Below are 21,600 nucleotides of genomic sequence, written 5' to 3'. Positions count from 1 at the left end.
AGGCTGCGCACGCCGGGCTCGCGGGGGGACGCCATGACGACGAGGGGACGGATCCGGCGGCGCGGCCGCGCGCCGGGGTGCGAGGAGTTGGAAGACCGCCGGCTCATGGCGGTGTCGCTGGCGTTCGACTACTCGCTCGACTCCTCGGGGTTCTTCACCGCCGATCGCCGGGCCCTCCTGGAATCCACCCTGGGCGCGATCGCCGCGCGGCTGGGCGACTCGCTGGCGGCGGTCCCCTCGGCCGCGTATCCGCTGGCGACGGCCGGCGGGAGCCGGGTCGTCACGACGAGCGTCCCGGCCGACGTCGTCAAGGTCTACGCCTACGGCGACACCCTGACCGACGGCAGCGTGGCCCAGGGGGGCAGTTATTTCACGAGCGGCACGAACAATGGGATGCGGGGCCAGGGGGCGAACGACTACGCGCCCGACATCGCTTACCTGAAGTTCGACGGCGGCACGAGCTGGTTCTTCGGCCCCACGACGTCGGGCCTGACCAACGACGAGGTCGACTTCGTCACGGTGGCGCGCCACGAGTTCCTGCACGCGCTGGGGTTCCTGTCGAGCCAGCCGACGTTCGCCCGCTTCCTCCAGGGCGGCGCCTTCACCGGGCCCGACGCCGAGGCGGCGCACGGCGGCGCGGCCGTGCCGATGGTCGGGTCGCACGTCGCCGCCCAGGTCCCCTCGATCATGAACCCGGTCACGAACCAGGGCGAGCGGAACGACCTGACGGCCCTGGAATGGGGCTTCCTGGAGGACTTCGGCTGGACCGTGGCGACGGCGACCCCCCGCTTCGACCGCGACCTCGACCTGTTCACCGGCGGCCAGGGCGACGGCTCGGCGCAGGTCGAGGTGATCCCGTCGCGGGGCGTCTACCTGATGCGGCTCGACGTCCTGGCCGGCGACACGCTGCACCTCCGCACCTTCGACGGCTCGACGGCCGGCGAGCAGGGCGTGGACAGCTACCTCAAGATCTTCAACGACTCCGGCGGCGTGGTCCTCCAGAACAACAACACCTCGGCCGCGCCCGGCAAGGAAGACCTCACCTACACGTTCACGACCGGCGGACGGTACTGGATCGGCGCGAGCACGGCCGGGCAGAGCGGCTACACGTTCACGACGCCCACGTCGGCGATCGCGGCCTCGACGTCGTTCCATCTCGAAGCCACCCTGACGGGCCGCGCCGGCGACGAGCCGCACGACATCGCCGCGGCCGCGCAGGCCGTCGCCTTCGCCGGCGGGACCTACTCGCGCACGACGACGCTCGCCGGCGTCCCGGCCGACGTCTACCGGATCGACGCCTTCGCCGGGGCCACCTACGCGATCACGACGGCCCTCCCCGCCGGCGGCGGCCTCCCCGGCGCGACCATCGCCACGATCTACGACGCCTCGGGACGCAAGGTCGCGGCCATGAGCGGAGCCTCGTCGTATGGCACGACGACGTTCATCGCCCAGGCGACGGGCCCGTACTACATCCGCCTGGCCCGCGCCGTGGGCCCGGCCGTCGTCGCCCTCCACGAGTCGATCACCGACCCCGGATTCCAGGTCATCCACGCTGACGGCGAGTACACGATCGCCGGCTCCCGCAGCCAGGGCCAGGACTACGCCCTGACGATCACCCAGACGATCCCCACGCCGCCGCCGAACCTGAACCCTCTGTACGTCGACTACGGCGCGTTCGGCCTCTGGCGCTGGTCCGAGGCCGGCGGCTGGAGACAGCTCAACACGGCCGACCCGCAGGGGTTCGCCGTCGCCGCCGACGGCTGGCTTTACGTCGACTACGGCGCGTACGGCCTCTGGCGCTGGTCCGAGGCCGGCGGCTTCCAGGCGCTGGGCCCGGCCGACCCGGAGCGGCTGGCGACCGGCGGCGACGGCTCGCTATTCGTCGACTACGGCGCGTACGGCCTCTGGCGCTGGACCGCCGCCGCCGGTTTCCGGGAGTTGAGCGCGGCCGACCCCCAGGGACTCGCGCCGGGCCCGTCGGGCGACCTGTACGTCGACTACGGCGCGTACGGACTCTGGCGTTGGACCGCCTCGGCCGGTTTCCGGCAACTGAACACCGCCGACCCCCAGGGCCTCGCCGCCGGCCCCGCCGGGACGCTCTACGTCGACTACGGCGCGTACGGCCTCTGGCTCTGGACCGACGCCGGAGGCTTCTTCCAGGTGCACGCCGCCGACCCCCAGGGCCTCGCGGCCGGGCCCGGCGGGACGCTCTTCATCGACTACGGGCCCGGCGGCCTTTGGTCCTGGTCGCAGGGCGGATTTCAGCTCTTGAACCCGGCCGACGCCGAGGGGCTCGCCGCCGCGTCCGACGGCTGGCTCTACGTCGACTTCGGCCCGTACGGCGTCTGGCGCTGGGCGTCCGTCGGCGGATTCCAGCGGCTGAACGCGACAGACCCCCAGGGGCTCGCAGTGCTCTCGTCGTCCGGCCGCTCGTAAACGGAACGTCGACCTCGGCGGCCGCGAGACGGCTTGAAGGCTCATCGAGCACGACGTCGCCGGCGTCGGCCCGTCGCCGCATGAAGTTTTCGGGTGACTCGCCCGCGGGGCCTCCCCGGGCCTTCCTCGGGCGGCCCGAGGTCGGTACGCTTGCGAGGCCCGCCCGGCGTCGCGCCGGGACGGGCCGACGCACCCACGTATCGATGGAGTTTCAGGTCTCATGCTGCGATTTTTGGGCCTCGCGATGCTGGCGCTGGCGACGACCGGCCGGGCGTCGGCCGGGACGGACCGGCACGTCGTGGTGATCTCGCTCGACGGATTCCCGGCCTGGTACCTCGACGACCCCGAGGTCTCGCTGCCGGTGATCCGCGGCCTCCGCGACGCCGGGGCCTCGACGGCCGAGGGCATGCACGTCGCCAACCCGTCGGTCACCTGGCCGAACCACACGACGCTGATGACGGGCGTCCGCCCCGAGAAGCACGGCGTCCTGTTCAACGGCCTGCCGAGGCGCGAGGCGGGCGCCCCCACCGTCGTCGCGGCCGAGCGGACGCAGGACGAGCTGGTCCGCATCCCGCTGCTGTTCGACCTGATCAAGGCGAAGGGCCTGACCTCGGCCGCGATCAACTGGCCCTGCACCGCCGGGTCCGCGAGCATCGACGACAACTGGCCCGACGTCCCCCGGTCGCTCGCCCACGCCACGCCACGCCTCAGGGCCGAGATCGAGAAAGCGGGCCAGGTCGAGGCGTTCGAGCGAGGCGGCGGCGCGGGCCGCGACGAGATCTGGGCCGAGGTCGCCGCCCGGGTCTTCCGCGAGCGCAAGCCGAACCTGCTGACCCTCCACCTCCTCGAACTCGACTCGACCCACCACCAGCACGGGCCCAACACGCCCCAGGGCCGCATCGTGGCGGGCAAGCTCGACGCCCTCGTCGGCAAGGTGGTCCAGGCCGTCGACGACGCCGGGCTCCGCGAGAAGACCACGGTGTTCGTCGTGGCCGACCACGGGTTCATCGCCCATTCCAAAACCCTGCGTCCCAACGCGATCCTCCGCAAGGAGGGCCTTCTGACCGAGAAGGACGACAAGGTGACCGCCGCGCGAGTGTACGTCGTCCCCGAGGGGGGCATCGGCATGGTCTACCTGACCCACCCGGCCACGAAGGACGAGGACCGCAAGACGGTGCATCGCCTGTTTGAAGGCGCCGAGGGCGTCGCGGCGGTGCTCGACCCCGCCGACTTCTCGCGCTACGGCCTGCCCAGGCCGGAAGACCACCCCGGCATGGCCGACATGATCGTCGCCGCCCAAGACGGCTACGGCGTCGCCGGCGGCGTGGCCGGCGATTCGCTCGTCCAGGAGCACTCCCAGAAGGGGAGCCACGGCTTCCTCGCGACCGAGCCCAAGATGAACGCCCTGTTCGTCGCCTCGGGCTCGGGCGTCAAGCCAGGCGCGAAGCTCCCCTCCATCGAGAACGTCGACGTCGCCCCCACCATCGCGCGACTTCTGGGCGTCCCCCTGGAGAACCCGACCGGCCGCGTGCTGACCGAGTTCCTCGTCGAGCCGAGGTGACGCCGAAGCCCATCAAGAGCCCTCGGCCGACAACGCCAAGTCGGCCGGAGGCGGGGCGATCGAGATCCGCCGGCGCTGGTCGTCGGAGAGGTGCGGGTCGGGGCCGACGACGACGGCCTCGCCCGATGTCAGGCCCGAGCGGACCTCGGTCGTCTCGGCGTTCGAGAGGCCGGGGACGACCTCGCGCCATTCGACGTCGCCGGCGGCCCCTCGAACGCCGACGTGGAACGCGCCGTCGTACCAGAGCAGGGCCTTCGTCGGCACGCCGAGCGCCCTTTCCGGGGCGTCGACCGCGAAGACGGCCTCCACCCCCTGCCCCGACCGGAGCCGGACCGACGGGGGCGGGTCCGGCAACGTGATCTGAACGGCGAAGAGCGTCTCACCCGGCCCGTCCTGGCTCGACCGATCGGGCCACGAGGCGATCGACTCGATGGTACCGTCCAGCGTCGATCCTCCGGGGACGACGACTTTCGCGGGCTGACCGCGTTCGAGAAGGTCGATCCGCGACTCCGGGACCATCGCCTCCGCCATCAGCCGGCCGTTGGGAGCCTGGACGAGGGCGAGCATCTGCGCCTCCAGGACCTGGCTCCCCGCCTTCAAGCGACCGCCGCCCCTCGTCTGCGCCTCGACGACGACCCCGTTGATGGGCGAGCGGATCGAGCATTGGGCGATCTGTCGCTCAAGCCTCGTCGCCTTTTCCTTCTCCCAACTTAGTTTCCTCTTGCCCGCCTCCTCATCCGAACGGGCCTTCTCGACGCGGAATTGGTGTTCCTTCGTCACCTTGGGATGGGTGAATTTCTCCAGGAGTTCGAGCTCGGACCGGGCCAGTTCCAGGGCGAACCGGTCCTTCTTCAGGTTCAGATCGGAGTAAGTCAGGCGATCGCCCAGCTCCTGGTCGGCCAGCACGTCGAGAGGCGTTTTGGCCTCCCCTCGCTTCTCCAGCAACTGGGCCGACAGCTCGTGGAACCGCTTCATCCGCTCCGCCTGTTTCTCGGATCGGGCCAGATCGGCCTCGGCGAGCTGCACCTTCTGAAGGGCCCCCGCCTTCTCTTGGGCATAGACCGTCTGCTCGTACATCTGGACGTCGATCTCGGCGAGATTGCGGGCCAGCTTGGCCTGCTCATACGTAAGCTCGACCGCCTGGCTCGCGATCGTCTGTTTGAAGAGCGACTCCCGGAGGTCCGCCGCGTCCAGCTCGACGACGATGTCTCCTGTCTTGACCTTCGTCCCGGAGGGGAGGATGGAGACGATCCGGACGCGTCCCTCCACCGGAGAGTACAGGGCCGTCCTCCCCGACGCCGTGAGCCTGGCCTTCGCCCGGACCTCCACCCGGATCGGGACGGGCCGGGCCTCGACGGTCGCGATCGCCGCCGCGGCCCGGGCGGGAGGCTCCTCGACGACGTTGAAGGCGGACGTCGCCACGACGGCCGACGCCGTCGCGGCCAGGGTCGACAGGACGGCGAGGGCTTTGCTGATCATGGCTCGGAGGGCTCCCGGAACGAGCGAAAGACGACGCCCGAAGCAAGACATCTCGATCGCGCCGATTCGACGCCGCCGAATCCAGTAGAACACCCGCCTCGGCCGCCGCATCCAGGAATCCGGAATTCCGACCTGGGTTCCATCAGGCCCGCCCGCTCATCCAGGGCCGTCGCCCGGCGGAAAGGCCGGCAGGGCCCGTTCGGCCGGGGGCGGGGCGATCGAGATCCGCCGGCGCTGGTCGTCGGAGAGGTGCCGGCCGGGCTCGACGACCACGGCCTCGCCCGGCTTGAGGCCCGAGCGGATCTCGGTCGTCTCGCCGTTGGAGAGGCCGACGACCACCTCGCGCCACGCGATCGCGCCGTCGGCCCCCGGGATGCCGACGTGGTGCGCGCCGTCGTACCAGACCAGGGCCCCCGCCGGCACGCCGAGCGCGTCTTTCGGGGCGTCCACGGTGATGACGACGTCTGCCTTCTGCCCCGCCATCAGCCGGGCCGCGGGGGGCTCGGTGAGCTTGATCCAGACGCTGACGAGGGCCTCGTCTTCCCCCTCCAGCCGATTCAACGGGTCGGGCGACGCGGCGATCGACTCGACCGTCCCGGCCAGCGGGGCGTCGCTCACCAGGCCGTCGACCAGGGTCACCTGGGCCGGCTGCCCCTTCCGAATCACCCCGATTCGGGATTCGGGGACCCTGGCCTGCGGCGCCAGACGGCCGTCGGGCCCCTGGACGTAGGCGAGCGTGCAGCCCCGCCAGACCTCGGTCCCCGCACGCAGGCGACCGGCCGTCGATGGCTTCGCCTCGGCGACGACCCCGTCGACGGGGGAACGCAGCTTGTAGGCGCCCCGCTCTCGCTCGACGGACTCTTCGTGCTCCCGCTCGATCGCCAGTTCCTGCTCCTTCACCTTCTCCTCGACGAAGGCCTTTTCGAACCGAGACCGGCACTCCTTGATCTTGACGCCTCGCGTGAATTTCTCCAGGACTTCGAGCTTCGCCTGCGCCTGCTCCAGGGCGAGGCCCGCTTTCAGGGACGTGAGGTCGGCGGCAGTCAGGCGATTGGCCGCCTGCTCGTCGGCCTGGACATCGATGGGCGTTTTCGCCCCCCCTTGCTTCTCCAGCAAGCGAGCCGACTCCTCGCGCAGGGCCTTCAGCCGCTCCGCCTCCCGCCGGGATCGGGCGAGGTCGGCCTCGGCCAGCTTGATCTCCCCCTGGGCGGCCGCCCGGTCTTGCGGGTAGATGCCGTCCTCGTATTCCTTGACGCCGATCTCGGCGATCTCGCGGGCCAGCTTGGCTTCCTCATAGGCGGCCTCGGCCTTCTGCGTCGCGATCTTCCGCTCGATCAGCTTTTCCTGTAAGTCCTTCGAGTCGAGTTCGACGACGACGTCCCCCTTCCGGACCTTCGTCCCTGAAGGAAGGATGGAGACGATCCGTTCCAGTCCGGAGCCCGAGCATGTGAGCGGAAACCTCCTCGTCGGCGCGACGAGGCCCTTAACCCCGACTTTCGACCGGATCGTAGCGGGCCGGGCCTCCGCCGTGCGGACGTCCGCGGCGTCCTTCGGGGCTGCGGCCTGGACGGGAGGCTCTTCCACGACGCGGGCGAGCGTCGCGACGACCCCGGACGTCGACGCGGCGAGGGTCGTTGCGAGTGCGACGGCTTTCCAGGTCATGGCGCGGAGGGCTCCCGGAGCGAGCGGGCGGCGGCGTCTCGATCGATACGAGATATCTGGATCACGCCGACCCGACGCTTCCGCATCCAATTAGAACAACCGCGGCGGGCGATGGTTCCAGGAATCCGGGATTCGTGCGGGGTTTCTCCGGGGCCCCGGCGGCCGGCCGGGCGTCACCGCCGCGTGCCGGGGCCCCGACGGCGCAGGGGCGAGGCGGGTCGGCGCACGCGGGCGGGGGGCGGCGCCGGGGCGCGGACTTCGAGGTCGGCGGCGGCGATCGCGATGTTGGTGTTCGGGCCGGTATCGGCGAGGATCTTCTGCGCGAGCTTCGCGTTGATCGGCGCGAGGATGGAGAAGTGGTCGCCGCTCGCCGCGGGGTGGAAGCTGACGAGGGGGTTCTTCGACGCGGCCTGCATCGCCTGGAGGGAGGGCATATTGCCATCCTTGCCCTCGAAGACGAACGTCCGGCTCCGGATCGAGTCCAGCCAGTTGATGGGAGAGCGCAGCTGGATCTCGCGGGGGTTGGCGACGTCGAACGGGAGGAAGACGGGCGGGTAGCCGGCGACGTCGTCCACCGGGCCGAACGAGAAGACGCCGCGGTAGCGGTCGGTCGAGGCGGCGACCAGCATGACGAGCGTGCCGCCCGTGCTGTGGCCGCCGAGGTAGATCCGCGACGGGTCGACGTAGGGCTGTTTGGCCAGGAGGTCGGTCGCGGCGAGCACGTCGTCGACCTCGCCGAGGAAGCCCTCCTTCGTCCCCGGCCCGTCGTTCCCGCCCCGGAGCGCGGGGAACATCATGACGATCCCGGCCTGGCGATACGCGGCGGCCGTCTGGTCGTTCGCCGAATCGGCCGACGACCAGACGTCGCCCACCGAATTGCAATCGCCGCCGGTGATCCAGACGATCGCCGGGTGCTTCGCGCCGTCCTTCGGGTCCGGGGTCAGGTAGGCCGACAGGGCCCCGGCTTTGGCCGGATACGTCACCTTGAGGAACGTCCCCGACGGCGGGTCGGGCACGGGGTCGCGGTCCACGCCCCGCGCGACGAGCTTCGGCTTGAACCCCTTGCGCGCCTCCACCAGCGGCGTCGCCGCCGCCGATTGTCCGCGCGCGACGTCGACCGACCAGGCCGCGACCACCATCCCCGCGACGACCCAGGCACCCGCGATCCGATGACGCATCGTCGGTCCTCCCCCGCGCGACGTCGACCGACCCCCGGCCTTGCGACGCGACGCCCGGGATTATCGCCGTGCGGCATCCACGCCCGCAAGGACCTGCGTCGGATCGGGTCGGGGGTGTCGTCCCCGCGCGGGGAGGGCTATCGTCGTAAGATGGCCGCGCCGGCGCGTCGATCGCCCCCGACGGCCCCTCGCCCATTCCTCTTCAAGGAACAACCTCATGACGAGTCTACGGTCGCTGGCCTGCTGCGCGTTGATCGGCCTGGGGGCCGTCGCCGCGCCGGCCCGGGGGGCCGACGAGCCCCTCGCGAAGCTGAAGGGGGTGCCGTTCACCGACGTCGCGATCGCCGACGCCTTCTGGGCCCCCCGGCGCGAGACGAACCGCACGGCCTCGATCCCGCTCAGCCTGGCGAAGCTCGCGGAGTACGGCAACATCGCCAACCTGGACCTGGCCGCGAAGAAGGCCCGCGAGGGCTACCACGGCCCCGTCTTCATGGATTCCGACCTGTACAAGGCCCTCGAAGCCGCCTCGTACTCGCTGGCCACCCACCCCGACCCGGACCTCGACGCCCAGGTCGACGACGTCGTCGCCAGGATCGCCGCCGCGCAGCAGTCCGACGGCTATCTCGACACCTGGTTCACCGTCAACGCGCCCGAGCGCCGCTGGACCAACCTCCGCGACCAGCACGAACTCTACTGCGCCGGGCACATGTTCGAGGCGGCCGTCGCCCACTTCCAGGCGACCGGCAAGCGGAACTTCCTGGACGTCGCCGTCAAGCTGGCCGACCACATCGACGCCACCTTCGGGCCCGGCAAGCGGATGGGCTACTGCGGGCACCCCGAGGTCGAGCTGGCGCTCGTCAAGCTCGCGAAGGCGACCGGCGACGACCGCTACTTCCAGCTCGCCCGCTTCTTCATCGAGAGCCGGGGCCGCAAGTTCTTCGCCGAGGAGCATCACGAGGATCCGGCCCGCTACGACGGCGCGTACTGGCAGGACGACGTGCCGATCTGCGACCACAAGAACATCAAGGGCCACGCCGTCCGCGCCGCGTACCTGCTCAGCGGGGCCACCGACGTCGCCGCCCGGACCGGCGACCCCGCGCTCCTGAAGATGATCCGCCGGGTCTGGCGGAACACGACCGAGAAGAACATGTACATCACCGGCGGCATCGGCCCGAGCGCCGCCAACGAGGGCTTCACGCACGACTACGACCTGCCCAACCGCACGGCCTACCAGGAGACCTGCGCCTCGATCGCGCTGGCCCAGTGGAACCACCGCCTCGCCCTGCTCTACGGCGACGCGCGCTACGCCGACGTCGTCGAGCGCTCGCTGTACAACGGCGTGCTGGCGGGCGTCGCGCTCGACGGCAGGCGGTTCTTCTACGTCAACCCGCTGGAGAGCGACGGCGGCCACCACCGCGCCGACTGGTTCAGCTGCGCCTGCTGCCCGCCCAACGTCACCCGCACCCTGGCCGCGCTGGGCGGCTACGCCTACGCCGTCGACGCCGAGGCGCTCTGGGTCAACCTGTACATCCAGGGGTCGGTCAAGGCCTCGTTCAACGGCCATGCCGCCGTCGTGGACGTCGAGACCGACTACCCCTGGGACGGCAAGGTGACGCTCAAGCCCAAGGTCGACGGGCCGACGACCTTCGCGCTGCGGCTCCGCGTGCCCGGCTGGTGCCAGGGCGCCACGGTCGCCGTCGACGGCGAGCCGGTCTCGTCGCCGCCGGTCGAGCGCGGCTACCTCGTGGTGGCCCGGACGTGGAAGCCGGGCGACGTCGCGACGCTCGACCTGCCGATGCCCGTGCGGCGCGTCGCCGCCAACCCGAACGTCGAGGCCGACGCCGGCCGGCTGGCCCTCCAGCGCGGGCCGATCGTCTACTGCGTGGAGGCCGTCGACAACGAGGCCGACCTGGCGTCGCTCTACCTGCCGCGCGACGCCGCGGTGGTGGCGGAGAAGGCGCCCGACTTGCTCGGCGGCGTGGTCGTGCTGGAGGGGACGGCCCGGACCAGCCCCGACCTGCCCTGGGACCGCACGCTCTACCAGGCCGCCCCCGCCGGCGAGCCAGCCCCGATCCGGGCCGTCCCGTACTACGCGTGGGACAACCGCAAGCCCGGCCCGATGAAGGTCTGGCTGCCCGTCGAGCCCCAGGCGACGCTCGCCGGCCCCGGCGAGAAGGGGGCGCGGGTGTCGATGTCGCACGTCAACTCCAACTGCCAGCCCGAGGCCGTCCGCGACGGCGTCGAGCCCGCGAGCAGCGGCGACCAGCCCGTCGCCAACTGCCACTGGTGGCCCCGCAAGGGGACCGAGGAATGGGTGCAATACACCTGGCCCGCGGCCCGGACGATCCGGGGCGCGAAGGCCTACTGGTTCGACGACGCGGGCCGCGGCGAGTGCCGCATCCCCGCCTCGTGGCGCATCGAGTACCGCGACGGCGACGCCTGGAAGCCCGTCGCCGCGACGGCCCCCTACGGCGTCGCCAAGGACGCCTGGAACGCCGTCGACTTCGCCCCCGTCGCCACCGACGCCCTCCGCCTCGTCGTCCAGCTCCAGCCCGGCTGGGCCGCCGGCGTCCACGAGTGGAAGGTGGAAGAGGCCGACGACTGAGCGACGCTTCCTGAAGGTCGACGGCCGGGGCCTCCCCCGACGGCCTTCCCCCCTCGCGGGCTTGCAGGGGGAGGTATTTTGCTCGACTTATGGCAGAGGGGTATGAGACGGGGCACGGGCCCGGTTTACAGCGGACGGCTTACCACGGCTGTCCGCCCATCGACCGGGAGGATCCCTGCCCCGCCCCGAGCCACTCTGCCAGTGGGCCGACCGCGTCGCGAGCCGGTTCCCCGGGCTCTCGACCTGCCAGGCCCGTGTCCTGGCCTGGTACAGCTTCGGCATGGTCCTGGCCCGCTCCGGCGGCCTGGACCGCGTGTCGATCCACCTGGCGGCCCTGCTGGGCGTCGGGGCCGGCACGGTCCGCCAGCGGCTCCGCGAGTTCTACCGCCCGGCCGCCTCGAAGCGCGGGCGGTCCCGCCGCGATCTCGACCCGGAGGCCTGCTTCGGCCCGCTGCTGGAGTGGGCCCTCTCCGGCTGGGGGGGACGGGCCCCTGGCCCTGGCGGTCGACGCGACCTCGCCGGGCGACCGGATGACCGTCCTGTGCGTCTCGGCCGTCTATCGGGCCTGCGCCGTGCCGAACGCCCGCAGCGGGGCGTTGAAGCGGCGGGCCGAGAGGGCGGCCATGTACAGGGCGTCGCGGACCGGCTTGCGGCCCCCTGGATCCGCCGGCGGCCCCGCCACGCGCCGCTCTCGGCGGCCATCGGCGCCGCGCCGACCAGGGCCGCGATCCGGCCGCCGGTCAGCCGGCCCAGTTCGGGCAGGGCGGCCAGGAGCGTCCGGCTCAGGACCGGGCCGATCCCCGGCGCCTCGCGCAGCAGGTCGTCCTTCTCGCGCCAGGCCGGGCTCGATCGGATCTTCTCGTCCAGCTCGCGGTCGACGCCCTCGAGGTGCGACTCGAGCCGGCGGACGTGCGCCTCCAGGTCGCGGGCCACCCGCCGCGACGGCGTCGCGGCCGGCCGGTCGGCCTCCATCGTCCGCATGCCGGCCAGCTGGCGGCGGGCCAGCAGCGCCTCCAGCTCGCGGGCGGCGGCGCCGGGCCGCGGCCGGGGCCGCAGGGGCGAGAGCCGGGCGGCCAGCCCGGCGTGGCCCTCGGGCGTGTTGGGCAGGGTGAACGCCGGGCCGTCGTCGCCGACGGCGACGGCCGGCTCGGCCTTGGACACGTCGACACCGACGAACGTCTCCGGGATGGGAGCCTCCATCGTGCGATCCTCTCGGGCCCGGGCCCTCGGCCCGGGCGTGGGCCTCGGCTCGGGTGCGTCGCGCGGCCCCTCCCTGCCATGCGGCCTCGAAGGCCGCTCGACCGTCCGGGCTCGGCGACGCGGCGTTGAAGTGCGGGGCGGCGCCCCGTGCTCATCCACGGCCTCCGAGGGCCCAGGGGGTGTCGGTCTGCCGCCTCGCGTCCCCTTGCAATGTGAAGCCATCTCAAGGCGCCTTTCAACATACAAGGGGGAGGTCGAGCGAGGCCCCGTCGGGATTCGCGATTCCGAGACACGATGGGCCGACGGCTTGCGTGCTCGTCCCCCCCTCATCCGGCCGTTCCGGCCACCTTCCCCCGCGAGGGGGGGATCTTGTGGTTCACGACCGCCCTCCGAAGGCCTTCGTCGCACGACCGTCGATGGCTTGGGCGGTTCCCCGCGCGGGGCGTGGGCCGTATGATGGAACTCGCGGGCGAGGGCCCGCCCGTCTTCCCGCGTGGACGGTCCATCCCCGTCGACCCCAGCCGGCGCATTGCGACCATGAACGACACCTCCGCCCCGACCGCCGACCCCTCCCCGTACATCCTCGACGCGACGACGGCGACGTTCGCGGCCGACGTCGTCGAGCGTTCGAAGTCGGTGCCGGTCGTGGTCGACGTCTGGGCGACGTGGTGCGGCCCCTGCAAGTTGCTGGGCCCGGTGCTGGAGAAGCTGGCGCGGGAGTACGACGGCCGGTTCGTGCTAGCGAAGGTCGACTCCGACCGCTCGCCCGAGATCGCCGCGAACCTGCGCGTGCGGTCGATCCCCAGCGTCTTCGGCGTCCGCGACGGCCAGATCCTCGACAGCTTCGCCGGCGTCCAGTCGGAGGCGTTCCTCCGCCAGTGGATCGACCGCCTGCTCCCCTCGCAGGCCGAGACCCTCGTCGCCGAGGCCCGCGCGCTGGAGGCGTCCGACCCGGAGGCCGCCGGGGCCCGCTTCGCCGAGGCCCTGGCGCTCGACCCCGAGCTGGGCCCGGCCCGCGTCGGCCTGGGCCGCCTGGCCCTGGCGGCCGGCCGCATCGAGGAGGCGCAGGCCGCGGTCCTGGAGCTGGAGCGGCGGGGCTTCATGGAGCCCGAGGCCGAGAAGCTCAAGGCCGAGCTGGTCCTGAAGGCCCAGTCCGAGGGCGCCTCCGACGTCGACTCCGCCCGCGCCCGGGCCGACGCCGACCCGGCCGACAAGACGCTGCGGCTCCGCCTGGCCGAGTCCCTCGCCTCCGCCGGCCGGTACGACGAGGCGCTGGCGATCGCGTTGGACCTCGTCGAACGCGACCGCAAGGGGACCGGCGAGGCCGCCCGCAAGCTGATGGTCGCCGTCTTCCAGCTCCTCCCCGACGACTCCGAGCTGGCCTTCGAATACCGCCGCCGGCTCTCGTTCGCACTCTGACACGACACGACACGAACCGGCCCGATCGCATCGCACGGAGACCCCGCGATGATCCCCCGACCCGACGACGACAACCGGATCAAGATCGCCCCGTCGATCCTCTCGGCCGACCTGTCCCGGCTGGCGGAGCAGGTGCGCGAGGTCGAGGCGGCCGGCGCCGACCGGATCCACGTCGACGTGATGGACGGCCGGTTCGTGCCCAACATCACGTTCGGCCCGGTGCTGGTGAGATGGCTGCGGCCCGTCACCAAGCTGCCCCTCGAAGCCCACCTAATGATCCACGCGCCCGACGAATTCCTCGACGCCTTCGCCGCGGCCGGGATCAACACCCTGATCGTCCACGTCGAGGGCGCGATCCACCTGAACCGCACGATCCAGCGCATCAAGGAGCTGGGCCTCAAGGCGGGGGTCGCGATCAACCCGGCGACGCCCGCGGTGATGCTCGAAGAGGTCGTCGCCGACCTGGACCTCGTCCTGGCGATGACCGTCAACCCCGGCTTCGGCGGCCAGGCGTTCCTGCCCGGGACGCTCAAGAAGATCCAGACGATTCGACATATGATCGACGAGGCCCAGCCCGCCTGCGAGCTGGAGGTCGACGGCGGCGTCGACCCCGAGACCGCGCCGAGGCTCGTCGAGGCCGGCGCGCGGGTGCTGGTCGCCGGCTCGTCCGTCTACGGCGCCGCCGACGGCCCCACCGCGGGGCTGAAGCGGCTGGCGCGCTCCGTCGGCCTGTGAGCGAGGACGCCCTCATGACCGAGTTCGAGGCCGAGTTCGAGCCCGGCGACGTCGACGCCGAGATCGAGGAGCTGTGCGACCTGGGCGTGGACCTCGCCGAGGCGGGGAGCTTCGCCAAGGCCCTCGAGGCCTACGAGGCCGCCTGGGAGCTGCTCGACGACCCGGCCGAGGAGCAGGAGGGCTCGGCCTGGATCCTGGGGAACATCGGCTACACGAAGTTCCTCCAGGGCCACTACGCCGCCGGCCGCGTCGACCTCGCCCGCGCCCTGACCCTCCCCGGCGGCGCCGGCAACGCCTTCCTCCACCTCCGCCTCGGCCAGTGCCTCTTCGAACTCGACGACCTCCCCCGCGCCGCCGAGCAGCTCCGCCTCGCCTTCCTCATCGAGGACGAGGCCGTCTTCGTGGACGAGGACCCCAAGTACCGCGCCCTGATCGACGGACGGCCCTCCTGAAGACGGGCCTTCGTCGGCGCGACGCGCCGATCGCCGGCGGGAGGGTCGCGTCCGGATTTGCGAGGCGGCTCCTCGGCGGGCCGTCCATCAGGGTTTGCACCGCTCCCATTTCTCGTCGATCTCGTAGTCCTGGCCATTCACCTGGATCGTCCCGATCTTGGTGAGCGTGTCGCCCTCGATCTTGACGGTGAACTCGAACGACTTGCCCACGAACGAATCGACCGCCTCCCCGCCGTTCGCGTATTCGACGATCTCGGTGAACTTGTCCTTCTCGACCTTGTAGCGACCGCCGGCCAGGCTTACGGCCTTCCCGTCCCTGACGATGATCCAGACGAACCGACCGCCGACGATGTAGTCGGTCATCACCGTCCCGCTTGGAGGTCTCTCGTAGGACGGGGCCCCGCCGTTCTTCTGCTCGACCTGCCTCCAGGCCCCTTCGACCGTCGCCGCCTTCTCCTCGGCGTCGGTTGTGGGCGCGAGCGTGGATAAGGCCATCAGGAGGAGTCCGGCCGTTCGGATCGTGCGATACATGAGAGGCTCCGGGAGGGTGGGTGGCGATCGGACGAGATTGTACGAAACAAGTTCGGCGCTTTCCGTCAATTATGTCGACGACCCGACGGACGCGACGTTTCCCGATCCCCCGGGCGGGGTTGAAGAAGCCGGCGACGGCTGGGGTCCCTGGCGTCCGACCCGGCGGGCGGTTACCCTCATGCGCATCGACGATGAACGACGAGCGACGTCGCGGAATTTCGGATGCGAAGCCGGGAGGGCGGACATGAAGGGCGCGTGGTGGGTCGCGGTGGTGGTCCTGGGGGCGGCCTGGGCGGGCGACGCGATCGCGCAGCCGACGCCGCATGCGAAGCAGGTGGGCGTGGAGCTGGACGGCCTCGGCGACGGCGGCCGAGCGCGGCCGTTCGTGGACCTGGCGAAGACGCTTCGGGGTTGGATGAAGGCGCAGGGCGAGGGCGACGCGCCCGTCGACGCCAAGGGCTGGCCGACGACCGACGCCAGGACCGTCCTGTTCGACGTCCGCCCGGCGTTCGCCTGGGCCCCGCCGATCGACGACCCCGACGCCTACCAGCCCGACTGGGGCGGCTCGTATCCGTTCACGCTCCAGGGCCGGGCCGAGGTCGCCATCGCCGAGGGGCCCGGCTGCAGGGTCGAGGGCGTGCGGTACGACGCGAAGACGAACGCGACCACCGGCCGGATCGTCGTCCCCAAGGCGTGCGGCATCCTGGTCGTCTCGTTCACCAAGACCCGGCGTGACCCGAAGGCCTCCGAAGGCTCGGGGATCTCCGGCCTCCGCATCATCCGGCCCGGCTATCCGGCCGATACCAAGCAGGTCTTCACGAACGAGTTCCTCAACAGCCTCCGCCCGTTCGCCGCGCTCCGCTACATGGACTGGCTCGACACCAACCACAACCCCGGCTTCTACGGCGACACCGGCCACCACGCCCTCGAATGGGCCGACCGCCGGCCGGCCGACTACGCGACCCAGTCCGGGACGCCCCAGGGCAAGTACGGCGTCGCCTGGGAGTACGTCGCGGCCCTGGCGAACGAGACCGGCAAGGACCTCTGGATCAACGTCCCGGTCGCCGCCACCGACGGCTACGTCCGCGAACTGGCCCGGTTCCTCAAGGCCGAGCTGAAGCCGGGGCTGAAGCTCTACATCGAGCACTCGAACGAGGTCTGGAACTTCGGCTTCCCGCAGTACATCTACAACAAGCTCGCGGCGATCGACGAGGCCAAGCGCGGCGGCTCGCCGCTGAACGCCGACGGCTCGAAGGACGAGGAGATCTGGACCCACCGCCGGCACGCCAAGCGGCTCGTCGAGATCGGCAAGACGTTCCGCGAGGTCTTCGGCCAGGATCAGGCCGACCGCATCCGGCCGATCTACGCCTCGTGGGCGATCTCCGCGGAGCCCCACTTCGCCGACGTCCTCGCCTGGGTGAAGGCGACCTACGGCGAGCCCCGCGACCACTTCTTCGGCCTCGCCGACGCGTCGTACTACAACGTCGCTAAAGCGGCGAAAGACGCGACCCCGGAGCAGCTCGTCGCGGCCATGCGGGCCAACTCCGACGAGAACCTCGCCAACCGCGAGAAGATCCGCAAGATCGCCGACCGGTACCGCCTGCAGCATTGCCAGTACGAGATCGGCCCCGACGTCGGCGGCGGCGACCCCACGAACGTCGCCAACCGCATCCGCGCCAACCGACTCCCCGCGATGGAGCCGCTCCTGCTCCACGACGCCGTCGACAACTGGTTCGACCGCGGAGGCGGCCTCTACATGTACTTCGCCCACATCAGCACGGCCAGCCGCTACGGCTGCTGGGGCCTGAGCGAGGACGTCGACCAGCTCGACACCCCCAAGTGGCGCGCGATCTACAAGCTGACCGGGACGTCGAAGCCCGCGAAGTGACGAGGCCCGTGGAAACGACATGAGCGATCCCTTGCGGCACGTCGCGACCTCGACGAACGGCCTGAGCCTCCACGTCGTCGAGGCGGGGCCGGAGGACGGGCCGCCGGTGATCCTGCTGCACGGCTTCCCCGAGACCTGGCTGTGCTGGCGGCGGCAGATCGGGCCGCTGGCCGAGGCCGGGCTCCGCGTGCTGGCGCCCGACCAGCGCGGGTATGATGCGAGCGACAAGCCGGGGCCGGTCTCCGCCTACGCGCTCGACACCCTCGCCGACGATGTGATTGGGCTGATCGAATCGACGGGCCGCCCCCGCGCCGCGCTGGTGGGCCACGACTGGGGCGGGATCGTCGCCTGGTGGGTCGCGACCCGAAACCCCGAGCGGGTGGAACGGCTCGCCATCCTCAACGCCCCGCACCCGGCCGCCTCGCGGCGCTACCTGCTCGGCTCGCCTCGGCAACTGATGAAGAGCTGGTACGTCTTCTTCTTCCAGACTCCCTGGCTGCCTGAGGCCCTGTGCCGCCGGAAGAACTGGCGGATGCTGACCGAGAGCCTGCTCAGCACCAGCCGCCCGGGGACGTTCAGCGAAGCCGATCTCGACGCCTACCGCGCGGCCTGGTCGCGGCCGGGCGCGATCACGGCGATGATCCACTGGTACCGGGCCCTGCTGCGATACGGCCCCTCGTTCGGCCCCGACCGGCGCGTGACGGTACCGACCCTCGTCCTGTGGGGCGCCGGCGACCGATTCCTGGAGCGCGGAATCGCCGAGGCGAGCCTCGACCTGTGCGACCGGGGCGAGCTGGAGTTCTTCGAAGAGGCCACCCACTGGATCCAGCACGAGGAGCCCGACCGGGTGAACCGCCGGCTCGTCGAGTTCCTGCGCGGGGGCGAGGTCACGCCTCGGTGAGCCGAGTCCGCTCACGGGGTCGCCGGGGGGAAGCGGCTGTCGCGTCTGGCAGGGCGTGCGCCGCGCGGATAGCCTGGTCTTCTTGAAGCCGACGCAACGAGGATCGGGAAGCCGGGAGGCGACGGATGAAGTCGAGCCGCGCGGGGCGGAAGTTGGGGATCATCGGGGGCTTGCTCGCAGGGCTGCTGGCGGGCCGGGCCCGCGCGGTGGACACGTCAGACACGCGGATGCTGGCGGCGCCGGCGATCGCGCCGGGGCGGATCGCGTTCGTCTACGCGGACGACGTCTGGACGGCCGACGAGGACGGCGCGCACGCGCGGCGGCTGACGTCGCACCCGGGGGCGGAGACGAACCCCCGGATCTCGCCCGACGGCGAGACGATCGCGTTCTCGGCCTCGTACGACGGCAACGTCGACGTCTACGTCGTCCCGGCCGCCGGCGGCGAGCCCCGGCGGCTGACCTGGCACCCGGGAGACGACCTCGTCCGCGGCTTCACGCCCGACGGCAAGGTCCTCTTCGCGTCGCAGCGCGAGGTGTTCACGAACCGCCACGCCCAGCTCTTCGCCGTCGCCCCGGCCGGCGGCGCGCCCGAGCGGCTCCCCGCCCCTTCGGCCGACATGGGCGCGCTCTCGCCCGACGGCGCGTCGCTGGCCTACACGCCGATCGCCGAGCGGTTCCGGCAGTGGAAGAACTACCGCGGCGGCACGGCCTCGCGGATCTGGGTGCTCAAGCTCGCGGACCTCTCGCACGTCGAGATCCCCAAGCCGGCCGGCGGCTGCAACGACACCATGCCCATGTGGGTCGGCCCGCTCGTCTACTTCCTCTCCGACCGCGACGGCGAGTTCAACCTCTTCTCGTTCGACCCCGCGACGAAGGCCGTCGCGCGGCTGACCGACCACCAGGACTTCCCGATCGACTCCGCCTCCGCCGGCGCGGGGAAGGTGATCTACGAGCAGGCGGGCTACCTCCACGTCTACGACCCCGCGAAGAAGGCGTCGACCCGGCTGAAGGTGGCGGTGGCCGCCGACCTGGCCGAGGCCCGGCCCCGGCGGGCCTCGAACCCCAAGCTGGTGCGAGGGGCCGACGTCTCGCCCAGCGGCAAGCGGCTCGTGCTGGAGTATCGCGGCGAGATCGTGACCGTGCCGGCCAAGAAGGGGGATCCGCGCAACCTGACCGACACTCCCGGCGTCCACGAACGCTCGCCGATCTGGTCGCCCGACGGCAAGTCGATCGCCTACTTCAGCGACGCCTCCGGCGAGTACGCGCTGCACGTCCGGCCCCAGGACGGCAAGGGCGAGGTCGCCGTGTACCCCCTGCACGGGCCGGGCTACTACCAGGACCCCGTCTGGTCGCCCGACTCGAAGAAGATCGCCTACGTCGACAACGCCAAGGCCCTGTCCTACATCGACCTGTCCTCGTCCGCCGTCAAGAAGGTCGCGAACGAGCCCTTCTTCGGGCTCGACGACATCCCCGCCGGGCGCTGGTCGCCCGACTCGAAGTGGCTCGCCTACACCATCGACACCCGGGCGGGCATCCGGACGATCGGCCTCTATTCGCTCGACCAGGACAAGACCTTCCCGCTGACCGACGGCCTCGTCGAGGCCGGCGTCCCCGCCTTCGACGTCGGCGGGAAATACTTATACTTCGCGGCCTCGACCGACGCCGGCCCGGTCAAGAACTCGTTCGACCAGTCCTCGACCGACGCCCCCGTCTCGTCGACCCTCTACCTCGTCAGCCTCCAGAAGGCGACGCCGAACCCGCTCCTCAAGGAGAGCGACGAGGAGGGCGACGAGGAGAAGGGCAAGGATAAAGACAAGGACAAGCCGAAGGACGACAAGGAGAAGGCGAAGAAGGACGAGGCCGACAAGGACAAGAAGGACGCGCCCGACGCGGAGCCGCCGAAGCCTGTGAAGCCGGTGGTGATCGACCTGGACGGGATCTCGGGCCGGATCATCCCCCTGCCGGCGGCGGAGGGCCTGATCGCGAACGTGGCGGCGGGCGACGAGGGCCAGGTCTACTACCTCCACCGGCCGGTCGCGCGGCCGATCCAGGAGGGGGGCGGGGCCAAGACCTCGCTGCGGCGGTTCGACCTCAAGACCCGCGAGGAGCAGACGCTCGCCGAGGGGATCGCCGACTTCCGGATCTCGGCCGACCGCAAGAAGATCCTGTACCGGGCCGACGACGTCGTCGGGGTCGTCGACGCCGGCAAGTTCGCCAAGGGCGACGGCGCGATCGGCGCGGTCGCCGCCGTCTCGATCGCCATCGACCCCCGCGCCGAGTGGCCGCAGATGTTCCACGAGGCCTGGCGGATCAACCGCGACCACTTCTACGCCCCCAACATGCACGGGGCCGACTGGGACGCCGTCCGGGCCAAATACGAGGCCTTCCTGCCCCACCTGGCGACGCGGACCGACCTCAACCGGGTCATCCGCTGGATGCTCAGCGAGCTGTCCGTCGGCCACAGCTATCTCGGCGGCGGCGAGCGGCTGTACGAGCCCAAGAAGGTCCCCGTCGGCCTGCTCGGCGCCGACTATCAGGTCGCCGACGGCCGCTACAAGTTCAAGACGATCTACGGCGGCGCGTTCTGGGATCCGACCCTTCGCGCCCCCCTGGCCGCCCCCGGGGTCGACGTCAAGGTCGGCGACTACCTGCTGGCCGTCGACGGCCGCGACGTGAAGGCCGACGCCGAGGTCTACAAGCCCTTCGAGGGGACCGTCGGCCGCCGGACCGAGCTGAAGGTCGGCCCCAAGGCCGACGGCTCCGAGTCGCGCACGGTCGTCGTCGAGCCCATCGCCGACGAGTCGGCCCTGCGCAACCGGGCGTGGGTCGAGGGGAACCTGCGGAAGGTCCACGAGCGGACCCAGGGCCGGGCCGCGTACATCTACGTCCCCAACACGGCCGAGCCCGGCTTCTCGTACTTCAAGCGCTACTTCTTCCCGCAGGCCGACAAGGACGCGGTGATCGTCGACGAGCGGTTCAACGGCGGCGGCCAGATCGCCGACTATTACATCACCCTGCTGCGCCGCCCCCTGATCGCCTACTGGGCGGCCCGATTCGGCGAGGCCCAGCGCTCGCCCAACGCGACGATCCTGGGGCCCAAGGTCATGCTCATCGACGAGACGGCCGGCTCCGGCGGCGACGTCCTCCCCTGGATGTTCCGCAAGTTCGGCCTCGGCCCGCTCGTCGGCAAGCGGACCTGGGGCGGCGTCGTCGGCATCACCGACATGCCCGTCCTCATGGACGGCGGCGGCGTCACCGCGCCCAACCTCGCCAACTTCACCGAGGACGGCTGGATCATCGAGAACATCGGCGTCCCGCCCGACGTCGACGTCGAGCAGGACCCCGCCCTCGTCGCCGCCGGCAAGGACCCCCAGCTCGACAAGGCCATCGAGATGATCCTCGAAGCCCTGGAAAAATCCCCGCCCCCGAAACGCCCCGCGGCCCCCGCCCTCCCCATCCGCGTCCGCCGACCGGCCGAGGCCAAATGAGGTCGCCGGTCTCGGGCTCGTCCTTCTGCCGCCGGGAGAAGGCGCCCGGCGGCAGATCTGGGTCG

At 71.4% G+C, this 21,600-nt stretch carries 14 protein-coding genes; 9 read left to right on the top strand and 5 right to left on the bottom strand.

The window, feature by feature from the left end:
• Nucleotides 1-33 precede the first annotated feature (33 nt).
• Complete coding sequence (locus PZE19_RS29305) at nt 34-2,436, top strand: hypothetical protein (protein ID WP_277864150.1); 2,403 nt, start codon at nt 34-36, stop codon at nt 2,434-2,436.
• A gap of 220 nt (nt 2,437-2,656) precedes the next feature.
• A complete protein-coding gene (locus PZE19_RS29300; protein WP_277864149.1) occupies nt 2,657-3,997 on the top strand; it encodes an alkaline phosphatase family protein in 1,341 nt (446 codons plus the stop codon).
• A 12-nt stretch (nt 3,998-4,009) separates the two neighbouring features.
• Here the strand turns inward: PZE19_RS29300 and PZE19_RS29295 are convergent, their stop codons facing one another.
• The 3 genes from PZE19_RS29295 to PZE19_RS29285 all read right to left on the bottom strand — a co-directional run bounded on the left by PZE19_RS29295 (nt 4,010) and on the right by PZE19_RS29285 (nt 8,316).
• The gene (locus tag PZE19_RS29295) at nt 4,010-5,476 is read right to left on the bottom strand and encodes an efflux RND transporter periplasmic adaptor subunit (protein WP_277864148.1); all 1,467 of its coding nucleotides are present in this window, start codon (nt 5,474-5,476) and stop codon (nt 4,010-4,012) included.
• A 156-nt stretch (nt 5,477-5,632) separates the two neighbouring features.
• The gene (locus tag PZE19_RS29290) at nt 5,633-7,138 is read right to left on the bottom strand and encodes an efflux RND transporter periplasmic adaptor subunit (RefSeq protein WP_277864147.1); all 1,506 of its coding nucleotides are present in this window, start codon (nt 7,136-7,138) and stop codon (nt 5,633-5,635) included.
• Nucleotides 7,139-7,311: 173 nt separating this feature from the next.
• Complete coding sequence (locus tag PZE19_RS29285; RefSeq protein WP_277864146.1) at nt 7,312-8,316, bottom strand: alpha/beta hydrolase family protein; 1,005 nt, start codon at nt 8,314-8,316, stop codon at nt 7,312-7,314.
• A gap of 217 nt (nt 8,317-8,533) precedes the next feature.
• On the opposite strand from PZE19_RS29285, the gene PZE19_RS29280 reads away from it, so the two are divergent.
• Nucleotides 8,534-10,921, top strand: a complete 2,388-nt coding sequence (locus PZE19_RS29280) for a glycoside hydrolase family 127 protein (RefSeq protein ID WP_277864145.1) — start codon at nt 8,534-8,536, stop codon at nt 10,919-10,921.
• A 381-nt stretch (nt 10,922-11,302) separates the two neighbouring features.
• Here the strand turns inward: PZE19_RS29280 and PZE19_RS33395 are convergent, their stop codons facing one another.
• Entirely contained in the window at nt 11,303-12,121 is an 819-nt protein-coding gene (locus PZE19_RS33395) for a transposase (protein ID WP_438269986.1), read from the bottom strand.
• Nucleotides 12,122-12,658: 537 nt separating this feature from the next.
• Between PZE19_RS33395 and PZE19_RS32805 the strand changes: the two genes are divergently transcribed.
• The 3 genes from PZE19_RS32805 to PZE19_RS29255 are packed head-to-tail and all read left to right on the top strand — an operon-like array spanning nt 12,659 to nt 14,727.
• Nucleotides 12,659-13,540 (top strand): tetratricopeptide repeat protein, encoded by an 882-nt coding sequence (locus tag PZE19_RS32805; protein ID WP_303652650.1) that lies wholly within the window; start codon nt 12,659-12,661, stop codon nt 13,538-13,540.
• Between the two features lie 48 nt (nt 13,541-13,588).
• Nucleotides 13,589-14,275 carry a ribulose-phosphate 3-epimerase gene (rpe, locus tag PZE19_RS29260; protein ID WP_277864144.1) on the top strand — a complete coding sequence of 229 codons (687 nt, stop codon included), beginning with the start codon at nt 13,589-13,591 and terminating at the stop codon, nt 14,273-14,275.
• A gap of 14 nt (nt 14,276-14,289) precedes the next feature.
• Entirely contained in the window at nt 14,290-14,727 is a 438-nt protein-coding gene (locus tag PZE19_RS29255; RefSeq protein WP_277864143.1) for a hypothetical protein, read from the top strand.
• Nucleotides 14,728-14,814: 87 nt separating this feature from the next.
• Here the strand turns inward: PZE19_RS29255 and PZE19_RS29250 are convergent, their stop codons facing one another.
• Nucleotides 14,815-15,258, bottom strand: coding sequence for a hypothetical protein (locus PZE19_RS29250; protein WP_277864142.1), 444 nt, complete (start codon nt 15,256-15,258; stop codon nt 14,815-14,817).
• 244 nt (nt 15,259-15,502) lie between these two features.
• On the opposite strand from PZE19_RS29250, the gene PZE19_RS29245 reads away from it, so the two are divergent.
• The 3 genes from PZE19_RS29245 (at nt 15,503) to PZE19_RS29235 (ending at nt 21,535) form a co-directional block, all read left to right on the top strand.
• A complete protein-coding gene (locus PZE19_RS29245) occupies nt 15,503-17,146 on the top strand; it encodes a hypothetical protein (protein WP_277864141.1) in 1,644 nt (547 codons plus the stop codon).
• Between the two features lie 19 nt (nt 17,147-17,165).
• Nucleotides 17,166-18,047, top strand: a complete 882-nt coding sequence (locus PZE19_RS29240; RefSeq protein ID WP_277864140.1) for an alpha/beta fold hydrolase — start codon at nt 17,166-17,168, stop codon at nt 18,045-18,047.
• A gap of 125 nt (nt 18,048-18,172) precedes the next feature.
• Nucleotides 18,173-21,535 (top strand): S41 family peptidase, encoded by a 3,363-nt coding sequence (locus tag PZE19_RS29235; protein ID WP_277864139.1) that lies wholly within the window; start codon nt 18,173-18,175, stop codon nt 21,533-21,535.
• Nucleotides 21,536-21,600 lie beyond the last annotated feature (65 nt).

Source organism: Paludisphaera mucosa, from assembly GCF_029589435.1.
GTDB classification, from domain to species: domain Bacteria; phylum Planctomycetota; class Planctomycetia; order Isosphaerales; family Isosphaeraceae; genus Paludisphaera; species Paludisphaera mucosa.
This window is presented reverse-complemented; position numbering and strand designations above follow the sequence as displayed.